The organism is Streptomyces sp. NPDC050211 (assembly GCF_040656035.1).
Taxonomy (GTDB): domain Bacteria; phylum Actinomycetota; class Actinomycetes; order Streptomycetales; family Streptomycetaceae; genus Streptomyces.
The window spans coordinates 1-10,325 of sequence record NZ_JBFALC010000135.1 but is presented as its reverse complement, the minus strand read 5'-3'; the positions used below and the strand labels follow the sequence as shown (position 1 = coordinate 10,325).

7 protein-coding genes are annotated in these 10,325 nt (G+C 70.7%); 3 read left to right on the top strand and 4 right to left on the bottom strand.

What is annotated here, in order from left to right:
• Positions 1-340: 340 nt before the first annotated feature.
• Together thrS and AB0I98_RS48895 are read left to right on the top strand one after the other, a co-directional pair.
• Positions 341-1,576: a threonine--tRNA ligase gene (gene thrS, locus AB0I98_RS48900; protein WP_362952861.1), complete on the top strand. Its 1,236-nt coding sequence runs from the start codon at positions 341-343 to the stop codon at positions 1,574-1,576.
• Positions 1,577-1,638: 62 nt separating this feature from the next.
• Positions 1,639-2,598, top strand: a complete 960-nt coding sequence (locus tag AB0I98_RS48895) for a nucleoside hydrolase (protein ID WP_362952859.1) — start codon at positions 1,639-1,641, stop codon at positions 2,596-2,598.
• Positions 2,599-2,620: 22 nt separating this feature from the next.
• Here the strand turns inward: AB0I98_RS48895 and AB0I98_RS48890 are convergent, their stop codons facing one another.
• A complete protein-coding gene (locus AB0I98_RS48890; protein ID WP_362952857.1) occupies positions 2,621-3,547 on the bottom strand; it encodes an LAETG motif-containing sortase-dependent surface protein in 927 nt (308 codons plus the stop codon).
• A 349-nt stretch (positions 3,548-3,896) separates the two neighbouring features.
• Between AB0I98_RS48890 and AB0I98_RS48885 the strand changes: the two genes are divergently transcribed.
• The gene (locus tag AB0I98_RS48885) at positions 3,897-5,540 is read left to right on the top strand and encodes a glycoside hydrolase family 13 protein (protein ID WP_362952855.1); all 1,644 of its coding nucleotides are present in this window, start codon (positions 3,897-3,899) and stop codon (positions 5,538-5,540) included.
• 257 nt (positions 5,541-5,797) lie between these two features.
• Here the strand turns inward: AB0I98_RS48885 and AB0I98_RS48880 are convergent, their stop codons facing one another.
• The 3 genes from AB0I98_RS48880 to AB0I98_RS48870 form a co-directional block, all read right to left on the bottom strand.
• Positions 5,798-6,163 carry a DUF6479 family protein gene (locus AB0I98_RS48880; RefSeq protein ID WP_362952853.1) on the bottom strand — a complete coding sequence of 122 codons (366 nt, stop codon included), beginning with the start codon at positions 6,161-6,163 and terminating at the stop codon, positions 5,798-5,800.
• Positions 6,164-6,213: 50 nt separating this feature from the next.
• Complete coding sequence (locus tag AB0I98_RS48875) at positions 6,214-7,491, bottom strand: alginate lyase family protein (protein ID WP_362952851.1); 1,278 nt, start codon at positions 7,489-7,491, stop codon at positions 6,214-6,216.
• A gap of 112 nt (positions 7,492-7,603) precedes the next feature.
• Complete coding sequence (locus AB0I98_RS48870; protein WP_362952849.1) at positions 7,604-10,126, bottom strand: immunoglobulin domain-containing protein; 2,523 nt, start codon at positions 10,124-10,126, stop codon at positions 7,604-7,606.
• Positions 10,127-10,325 lie beyond the last annotated feature (199 nt).

The following is a 10,325-nucleotide window of genomic DNA, read 5'->3' as shown; positions in this document are numbered from 1 at the left end:
GGGGTGGGTCGCGCGGCCCGGCGCGGTGGCTGAGGCGGGGTGTGTCGCGCGGCCCGGCGCTGACGGGGTGCCGCCTGCGCCCACCCGTGCCGCCCCAGGCGGCACGCATGCCCGCAGCTTGGGCGGGGCGGGACGGCAGCCGCAGCTGGGCGGAGGAAAAAGCCGTCGCCGTCTCCCTCAGCCCCCTGTTAGCGTCCCCCTATGAAGCGCGCCCAGCCGTCCTCCATGACGACGACGCCGGAGAGTGTCCCGGTGCGCTGACTGCTGATGTAGATCATCGAAGCCCCGGGGCGAGTGCTCCGGGGCTTTGGCTTGTGCCGACCGGTTCCTCGTCCCGCTATTGGAGGAGCCTGTTATGAACGATCACCGTCGACTCGGTCGTGGGCTGGAGTTGTTCGATACCGATCCGCTGATGGGGGCGGGGTTGCCGTACTGGCTGCCGGACGGGGCCGTGGTGCGGCATGAGTTGGAGGAGTACGTCCGGGAGGTGGAGCGGGAGGCCGGTTATCGGCATGTGTACTCGCCGGTGATCGGGAAGCGGGAGCTGTACGAGATCTCGGGGCACTGGGACCATTACAGCGACGGCATGTTTCCGCCCATGGAGATGGGGGCCGAGCAGGTCGTGCTGCGGCCGTCGCTCTGTCCGCATCATGCGCTCATCTATCGGTCCCGCTCGCACAGCTACCGCGAACTTCCCCTCCGGATCGCCGAGTTGGGCGGCATGTACCGCTCCGAGCTGTCCGGCGTCCTCGGCGGGCTCAGCAGGGTGCGGGCCATCCAGCTCAACGACGCGCATATCTTCTGCACCCTGGAGCAGTCCGTCGACGAGGCGCGTGCGGCCCTGGAGTTGATCGGGCGCGTGTATGCGGATCTGGGGATCCGGGCGGCGAGGTACCGGCTGTCGCTGCCCGGGGACGGTGGAAAGTATGTCGCCGATCCTGCGCTGTGGCGGCGGGCGACCGGACTGCTGGAGGAGGTTCTCGACGGGGCGGGAGTCGCTTACGACGCCGTCGAAGGCGAAGCCGCCTTTTACGGGCCCAAGATCGATGTGCAGGTCGTGGACTCGGCGGAGCGTGAGGCCACCCTCTCCACCGTGCAGATCGACTTCCACCAGCCCGAGCGGTTCGACCTGCACTACATCGGCCAGGACGGGGCCAAGCACCGGCCCGTCATGGTCCACCGCAGCGTCATCGGCAGTGTCGAGCGCGCCGTCGCCCACCTCATCGAGGTGCACGGCGGAGCCTTCCCGGCCTGGCTCGCGCCCGTGCAGCTCGCGGTTCTGCCGGTGTCGGAGGCGCAGGAGGAGCAGGCGCGGGAGGTCGTACGGCGGGCCGTGCGGCGCGGGCTGAGGGCCGAGCTGTACGGCCCCGGCGACGGCACCCTCGGCGCCCGTATCCGGGCGGCGCGGCTCGTGCCGTACCAGGCGGTGATCGGGGCGCGGGAGGCCGACGACGAGCTGGCGGCCGTACGGCTGCGGGACGGGCGGCGGCCGGGGGCGGTGCCTGTGGCGGGGTTGCTCGACCGGATCGCGGAGCAGGTCGGGGAGCGGGGCGCCGAACTGTGGGCCGCTGCGTAGGGTCGTGTCGAACAGTGTCTTACGACAGTGACTTACCCGGACGTGGAATGAGGAGCGCCGACGTGACCGGTCAGCCCATACCCGTGATCATCGACTGCGACACGGGTGTCGACGACGCCCTGGCCCTGCTGTTCGCCGTACGCCACCCGGGGATCGACCTGCGGGCGATCACCTGTGTGGCCGGGAACACCGACGTCGACGGCGTCGTACGGAACACGCTCACCGTGCTGGAGCAGGCGGGCGCACCCGAGATTCCCGTCGCGCGCGGTGCCGAGCGGCCGTTGATCGAAGGCGTGCGGACGGCACGGCATGTGCACGGGGAGGACGGGATGGCCGACCTCGGGCTGCCCGCGCCGAGCCGTACGGCGGTCGACGTGGATGCGGTGACGCTGCTGCGGCGGGAGATCCTTGCGTCGCCGCGGCGGGTGACGCTCGTTCCGACCGCGCCCCTCACGAATATCGCTCTGCTGTTGCGGACCCACCCGGAGGTCGTGCGCAACATCGAGCGGATCGTGTTCATGGGTGGCGCGGTGGCGACGGGGAATGCCACGCCGGTCGCGGAGTTCAACGTGTGGCACGACCCGGAGGCGGCGGCGATCCTGCTCACCGCGGGGGTGCCGATCACCATGTACGGGCTGGATGTGTTCAAGCGGGTGCTGGTGCCTGCGGCGGATGTGCAGCGGTTGCGGACGAGCGCGGAGGCGAGTCTTCGGCTGGCCGGGGAGCTGCTGGCTCACCGTGATCCGGCTGCGTCCGGGGACCCGACCCCTACGGGGGGTCTGGGAGACGCCGGTGCGGTGTGTGCGGTTGTTGATCCGGCCGGTATCCGTACGGAGTTGCTGCCTGTCGAGGTGAGCCTTGCTCCGGGGCTGGGGCGGGGGCAGACGATCGTCGACCGGCGTCCGCGTCCCGGTGAGGCCGAGATTCATGAGGGCACGCGTGAACAGCCCTTGGTGGATGTGGCGTTGGACGTCGATGTCGAGAGGTACGTGAAGTTGTACCTCTCGACCGTCGAGCGTTAGGTGGTTCGTCTTTGTCTGCGGGTTAGTTCGACGAGCGGCGGCGGCGTGTCAGTGCCACCATGCCTGCGCCGCCTGCCAGCAGCACCGTCGCGCCGATGGCGATCGGCATGGTTGCGCTGCTGCCGCCCGTCTCGGCGAGGTCGTCGTCGCCGCCGTTCGGGGTGGGGGCGGGGGGTGTTGACGACTCGGAGGCGGGCGGGGTGGAGGGGGTCTCGGACGGCGGCTCGGTCGGCGGGGGCGTCGTCTCCTCGGCCGGCGGGGTGGATTCGGCCGGAGGCGGCGTGGTCTCGGCCGGCGGGGTCGACTCGGCCGGGGGCTCGGACGGAACCGTCGTGCAGTCCTTCGTGCCGCCGTTCCACGCGGCGATCAGCTTGTCCTTGATGACCGGGCGGTCCGGGCCCTTGGGCAGGTCGCCGTGCTCGAAACCGTCGTTGGCGTCGAAGTCGCCGTCGTACTTGACCTTGCCGCGGTAGAGGTCGATCTGGGCGAAGCAGCCCGCGTCCGGTACCGCGATGTCGAGGGTGTCGGTCTGGCCGGGCTTGACGGTCACGGTGTCGAAGTCGACGAAGACCTGCTCGCCGGAGGTGGCGAAGGTGGGGCCGTGGGCGATGTAGGAGGCGAGGGAGGCGGTGCAGGTGGTGGCGTCGCCGGCGGTGCGGACGGAGACGTGCACCTTGCCGTCGTCGGTGGGCCGGAGGTTGACGTCGTCGACCTTGACCGAGTCGAAGAAGTTGGCGCCGTCGAGCGAGAACTGGCAGCGGTCGGTTCCGGTTTCCGTGCCCGCGCCGGTGCCGGGCTGGTAGGCGCCGCCGGACTTCCAGCCCTCGCCGCCGGGCGTGCCGGTGGCCCAGGCGCCGGAGGCGGAGGCGACGGTGGCGGCGCAGAGGGCGAGTGACGCGGCGCCTGTGGTCAGGAGGCGGCGCGCGGTGACACGTCTCGCTATGGACATGCGGATCCCCATCTTGGCGTGAGCAGAGAACCCGGGCACGGCACCGTGGAGGGCAGCGCGATGCTGCCGGGCACGCCGAGCCGGGTGGAATGGTCGTAGAGAAAAGCGAAAAAACACCGGGCCCATCGGTCACATGGGCCACAGCGAGGACCATGCTCGTCGTGCCGTTGAAACCTGTCAACCTGCGGAGATGGATAGGAAGTTCAGGCGTCATCACATTTCCGTCACACGGGGAATGCTTCAGTCCGCTCCCCACACAACCGCCCGGTGGTTCACTTTTCCGGCGATCTGGACAGGGTTCTGTCTGTCGCACCACCGCACAGCGTGACCGCACCGCAGAGGAGACCGCGTGCCCGACCTCTCGTCCCGCGACCCCAACTGGTGGCGTCAGGCCGTCATCTACCAGGTCTATCCGCGCAGCTTCGCCGACGCAGACGGCGACGGGCTCGGGGACCTGAAGGGCCTCACCCAGCGCCTGAACCACCTCGCCGCCCTGGGCGTCGACGCCCTGTGGCTGAGCCCCTTCTACCCCTCCGAACTCGCCGACGGCGGCTATGACGTCGGCGACTACCGCGACGTCGACCCACGCCTCGGCACGCTCGACGACTTCGACGCCATGGTCGAGGAGGCGCATCGCCTCGGCCTGAAGGTGATGGTCGACATTGTCCCGAACCACACCTCGCATCAGCACGTCTGGTTCCAGGAGGCCCTGCGCGCGGGGCCGGGATCAGCGGCCCGTGACCGGTATGTCTTCCGCGACGGCCACGGTGCGAACGGCGAACTCCCGCCCACCGACTGGCAGTCCGTCTTCGGCGGCAGCGCATGGCGGCGCCTTCCTGACGGGCAGTGGTATCTGCACCTGTTCACTCCCGAGCAGCCCGACCTCAACTGGGACAACGAAGAGGTCCGCGCCGACTTCCGCACCACCCTGCGCTTCTGGTCGGACCGAGGCGTCGACGGTTTCCGCGTGGACGTCGCCCACGCCCTGGCCAAGGACCTGAGCGAGCCGCTGCGCGACCTCGGCGCCCCCGAACTCAGCGCCGAGGACGCCCTCCCCCACTTCGCCCCCGGCACCCACCCCTTCTACGACCGCGACGAGGTCCACGAGATCTACCGCGACTGGCGCAAGATCCTCGACGCCTACATTCCGCCGCGTATGGCGGTCGCCGAGGCCTGGGTCCCGGGCGCCCGCCGCGCCCGGTACGCCCGCCCCGACGAACTCGGCCAGGCCTTCAACTTCGAGTATCTGCAGGCTGGTTGGGACGCCGGTGAGCTGAAGCAGGTCATCAGCGACTCCCTCGCCACCGCCCGTGCCGCCGGCGCCTCCGCCACCTGGGTGCTGTCCAACCACGACGTCGTCCGCCACGCCTCCCGCCTGATGCTCCCGCCCGGCACCGACCCGGACGCCTGGCTCCTGTCCGACGGCACCGCCCCCGTCGTCGACGAGTCGGCGGGACTGCGGCGCGCCCGGGCGGCCACGCTGCTGATGCTGGCGCTGCCCGGATCGTCGTACGTCTACCAGGGCGAGGAACTCGGTCTGCCCGAGGTCGCCGACCTGCCCGCCGAGGTGCTCCAGGACCCGATCTGGGAGCAGACCGGCCACACGTCGAAGGGGCGCGACGGCTGCCGGGTGCCGCTGCCGTGGACGACGAGCGGTCCTTCGTACGGCTTCGGGGCGGGGGCCGCGTGGCTGCCGCAGCCGGCGAGTTTCGCGTCGTACGCCGTCGAGGCCCAGGACGGTGTCGAGGGCTCGACGCTGGAGCTGTACCGCCGGGCCCTGCGGCTGCGCCGCAAGCTGCTGGAGGGAGAGGAGCTGACCTGGGTGGCCGACACCCCGCCCGGCGTGCTGGCCTTCGCGCGCGGGGACGGCTGGCGGTGTGTCGCCAACCTGTCGGACACGGCGATCGCGTTGCCGCCGGGAGAGGTGCGGCTGAGTAGTGCGCCGATCGAGGACGGGCGGATCGGGCCGGATACGACGGTCTGGCTGGCGTAGCCCGGGACGGGGGTCGCGGGGGCATGTGCGGCGCCGTTGTGGCTGGTCGCGCAGTTCCCCGTGCCCCTACGGGGCGCTCCAGCACCGCCTGGCGTTTCAGGGCCCGGTACAGGTCGCCCAAGCAGGTCAGGCCGGCGGTTCGGCAGCGCCCCAGAGGGGCGCGGGGCTGTATCTATATGCGGCTCCGCCGCGTGGGCGCGACCAGCCACGAAGCCGCCGCGGACGACCGACAACCCATCACGGCACCACCGACGGAGTCACACGTGGCCTATGCCGCCGCTTCCGAAGCCGCCGCTGGAGCCGGGGAGCCAGCGTTTGCGGTGTTGGTCCTTTCCTCGCTTGGTGCGTGCGTGGTGGAGCTCGTACGGCATGAGCCGTTCCCGCTCCGACTGGGGGACCTCGTCCGGTTCCCGTATCTCCCGGATCTCGTGGACCGGGCCCGTTACGGGGAGGTGGGGCTGTTCCTCCGGGCTAGGCCGTGGGGGTTCCTGGTCCCTGACCCGCATGCCGAGCCGCACGGCCCAGATCAGTGCACCGGCGATGAACAGTCCTCCGGCGAAGGCGGCTATCACGTTCAGTACGTCACTCGCCGTGGCTGCTACCTCAAACGCTGCCGTACTCATGACCCCATTATCGCCCTGTTGGCCCGAATGCGGGTCTTCGAGCCGAAGGGTTACCTGGAGTACAGCAGCGTCCCGAATCCCAGCTGGTCGAAGCCGCCGCTGTTCGGGCCGTAGTCCCCGCCGCCGCCCTCGGCACGCACCTTCTCCGCCATGGCGGTGATGTACGGGACGGACAGGCGCCGGCGCTTGGCGTAGTGGTTGTGCACCAGCTCCCACACGGGCCGGATCTGGCCACGGCCCGGGGCGGAGACGACGGTCTGCTCGCGGTGGGCACCCCGGCCGGTGCCGGTGCGCCAGGCGTACTTTGTGAAGGGCACGTCCCCGCCGAGGTTGTACTTGGCGGCGTACTGGGCGCCCTTCATGAAGCGGTTGTCGTCGTACCCGTACAGGTCGACTCCCTGGTTCCACGCCATCTCGCAGACGGCACCCATCAGGCCGATGCCCATGACGGTGTGGCCCTGGTCGCGCCCCGCCTCCTGCCACTGGCCGAGGCCGTCGGCGTGCAGGAACGGTACGGCGTTCTTGATGGAGCCGTTTCCGGCGCCGTTCTTGAAGTACTCGACCGCCCGCTGGAACTTGGCGGTGTCGTCGCAGAGGATGCCGATGGCCATGATGGAGGCCATGTTGCACAGGTCCCAGTTGGCCCAGTAGTTCTGGATGTTGGCGTCGTTGTGACGGGTGAGGAAGTCCTCGCTCATCGGGTGGAAGACAGTGAGCAGCATCTTCTGGAACCGGGCGAGGTCGAAGCCGGGGTAGTCGCGCATCAGCTCGGCGGCGTTGGCGAACTGATAGCCGTAGATTCCGGCGGCGAGGAACCGGTCGGCGTTGCCGGTCAGCGTCTTGAGCGTGCCGGACCAGGCGTTGAGGATGTCGCGTGCCGTGTCGCCGTGCTCCTTCGTACCGGCGATCTTCCAACGCAGCGCGTTCTGGTAGGCGGCGTGCACATCGCGGTAGAGCTGCGGGTAGTTCTGTCCGGCGCCGCCCCGGATGACCGTGGCGGTGGCGCGCGGCTTCCAGGTGCTCTGCGCGTGCGGGTTGGCAACCAGCCGCTGCCAGCCGGCCGTCCAGGGACGGGTCCCGGCCTGCACCCGGACCTTGGCACGGTTGAGTTCGCCGTACGAGTGCAGCATGCCGGGGTGCTGGAACGTCCGCTTGGCGGCCGTCCCGCCGGTGCCGGTGCCGGTGCCGGTGCCGGTCTCCGCGGCGCCGGCGCCGTCTTCGCCGTACACGGTGGCCGTGATGCCGCCGGCCGCTCCGGCGACGGCGAGGCCACCGGTGATCTGCAGCATGCCGCGGCGGCTGAAACGGTGCTTGTTGGTCTGGGCCATGGGTGAGGGTCACTCCTGCCGTGGATAAAAGGACGCGCTCGTGCAGGAGACGGCTCAGCCGCCCGGGGATAACAATTTCCGCCACCCGAGCCCATGTACGCGTACGGCTGTCCTAGCCGGCTGTGCGGCCCCGTCGGTATGCCGCCCAGCCCGCGCCCAGCAGGGCGGCCGCGAGGGCGGCGGCGGTCAGGACCGTGACGCCGGTGGAGGCGAGGCTGCCGCCTGACGGTGAGGTGGCCGTACCGCCGGTGGAGCCCGTCCCGCCGGTCGTGGACGTGCCGCCGGAGGCGGAGCCGCCCGTCGAACCCGACCCGCCCGTGTCGCCGTCGTCCGTGTCCACCGGGTCCTGGCCGACGAAGCTGACCGGGACCTTCACGTCCTGTGAGCGGTCGCCGGACAGGGTGTGGTCGGCGCGGGTCGCGAGGACGCAGGTCGCCTTGAAGCAGTCGGTGTACTCGTCCTTCGCGTCGACCGTCAGCTCCACCTCGAAGGTGCCACCGTCGCCGTACGGGATCGCCAGGTCCTCGCCGTAGTCCGGCGGATCGGAGGAGATCCAGGCGGAGGAGTGCGAGGTGCCGGACATGTCGACGCCGCCGATGCAGGGGGTGGGGAGTTCGCCGGCGCCGTTGTCGACGCACAGGGCGACGTAGATGCCCTTGCCGGTGTCGTAGCCGGAGCCGGTGATCTTCAGGGTCTGGCCCTCGGTGGCGAGGTTGTTGACCGGGGTGACGGTGAGCTTCTGGCCCTCGGGGCCGGTGCCGGTCTTCGTGCCGGAGGGGTCCTGCTCCTCGCTGCCGTCGCCGCCGCCGTCATCGCCGTCCGACGGCTCCTTGACGGTGAGCGTCACCGGCGTCGTGCGGGTGGTGCCCGCCGTGTTGGTGAACTCCGCCCGGTACCGGTAGCCGTCCTGCGACGCCTTCGCGGTGAAGGTGTACGCGTTCCGCGTCGCGCCCTCGACCGCGGTCCAGGTCTGGCCGCCGTCGGGGCTGACCTGCCAGCGCACGGCCGGCTCGGGAGTGCCCTCGGCCGCCGCGACGAAGGTGACCTCGTCGCCGGGGTCCACGGTCTGGTCGGTCGGGGACTGGGTGACCTTCGGGGAGACGCGGACGTCAAACTTCAGGACCTTGCTCTCGGCCTGGGCGGTGACATAGACCGACGTGGCGCCCGGGGCCACGGCCACCGCGGCGCCGGTGCCCGCCAGGCTGCCCGGAAGGGCGAGCGGCGCGGCGGCCTGCCCGAAGGTGGTGCTGTCGTACGTCTCCAGTGAGCCGGTGCTGTCCGAGCCCTCAGCGGCGGTGTCCTCACGCAGGACGAAGGCGCGGTGCGTGGCCTTGTCGAAGCCCGCCGCCTTCGCCCGGTCCTTGCCCGCCAGCGTGGTCAGGAGCTTGGCGTCCTTGTCGTAGACCAGGACGTCGTCCCCGACGCCGACCCAGACGTTGCCCGTGTCCGGGTCCGGTTCGATGAAGGTGAGGAAGCCCTCGGGGAGTTGGGCGGTGGCGGTCACCGTGAAGGAACGGGTGTCGATGCGGCTCAGCTTGCCGTTGTCGTAGCCGGACCAGGCGGCGGCGTGTGCGGTGTCGACGCCGAGCTTGCTGCCGCCGTCGAGGGTGAGCGTGCGCTGCACGGCGCCCGTGGCGTACTCGATCTCGGACACGGTGGCGCCCTGCTGGACCAGGACCGTCGATGCCTGGGTGCCCGGGCCGGTGGCCGTGACCGAGGCGCCGGTCAGCCAGACGCCCGGGGCGACCGTGTCGCCGTCCTTGGCGGCGCCCAGGCCGCGCAGTGGGTAGTGGAAGACGACGCCGTCACCGGCGAGCGGGACGGTGATCTCCTTGGCCACGCGGGGGGCCAGGGCGCCGGTGGAGCCGGGGGCCTGCGCGACATGGCTGAGCAGCTTGCCGTCGGCGGCGTCCAGCGCGTACAGGCCCTGCTCGGCGACATCGGCGGTGTCCGGGATGTTCTCCGAACCGACGTACAGCTTCCCGGAGTCGGGGTGCAGGAGGAGGTCCACCGGGCGTCCGGCGGTGGTGAACTCGGCGGTCTTCACATAGCTGACGGTGCCGGGCGGTACGTCCACCCCGTCGCCGCCGCCTCCGCCGGGGTCCTGGCCCTCGAAGGCGACCGGGATACGGACGTCCTGGGACCGGTCGCCGCTGCCCCGGTGGTCGACGCGGGTGATGACCGAGCAGGTGACCTGGGTGCAGTCGAGCCCGCCATCCTTGGCCTTGACTGCGATCTCGACGTCGAAGGTGCCGCCCGCGCCCCATGTCACGGCGAGATCGCCGGCGTACTCGTCGCCCTCGGGCACGATCCACTTCGACGACTCGCCGCCCCCGGTCATGTCGGCGCCGCCGAGGCACGGGGTGGGGATGCGGTTGTCGCCGTTGTCCTTGCACAGGGCGACATAGATGGCCTTGGTCGCGTCGTAGCCCTCGCCGGTGACGCGGAGGGTCTCGCCGTCGGGGTCGAGGTTCGCGGAGGCGGAGACCGTGAGCTTCTGGCCGTTCTTGCCGAGGGCCGTCTTCGGGGTGTCGGCGGCTTGCGCGGTGGAGCCGACGCCGACCATGACCGAGGCGGCCACGAGCGCGACGGCGCCGAGCAGCGCCGCCGGGCGTCTGCGGCGCGGGCGTGGCATGTCAACTGCCGTGGAAAACATGGGCTTCCTCATCGGTGGGTCGGCTCGGCGGCGGAGGGGGGCGGGGTGGGGTGGTGGTGGGGGGCGGGGTGTGGGGGGGGCGGCCCCCACCCCCCAAGGCGGTTAAAGGAAAGGCCTGGGGGGGGGGCCGAAGAAAAAAAAAGGCAAGAGGGGGCGGAGGGTAAAAAGGGATTGAGGT

Excerpts from the sequence above, each read along its gene's own strand:
- AB0I98_RS48890 (WP_362952857.1), bottom strand. The coding sequence starts at position 3,547 with ATGTCCATAGCGAGACGTGTCACCGCGCGCCGCCTCCTGACCACAGGC.
- AB0I98_RS48870 (WP_362952849.1), bottom strand. The coding sequence starts at position 10,126 with ATGCCACGCCCGCGCCGCAGACGCCCGGCGGCGCTGCTCGGCGCCGTC.
- AB0I98_RS48880 (WP_362952853.1), bottom strand. The coding sequence starts at position 6,163 with ATGAGTACGGCAGCGTTTGAGGTAGCAGCCACGGCGAGTGACGTACTG.
- AB0I98_RS48875 (WP_362952851.1), bottom strand. The coding sequence starts at position 7,491 with ATGGCCCAGACCAACAAGCACCGTTTCAGCCGCCGCGGCATGCTGCAG.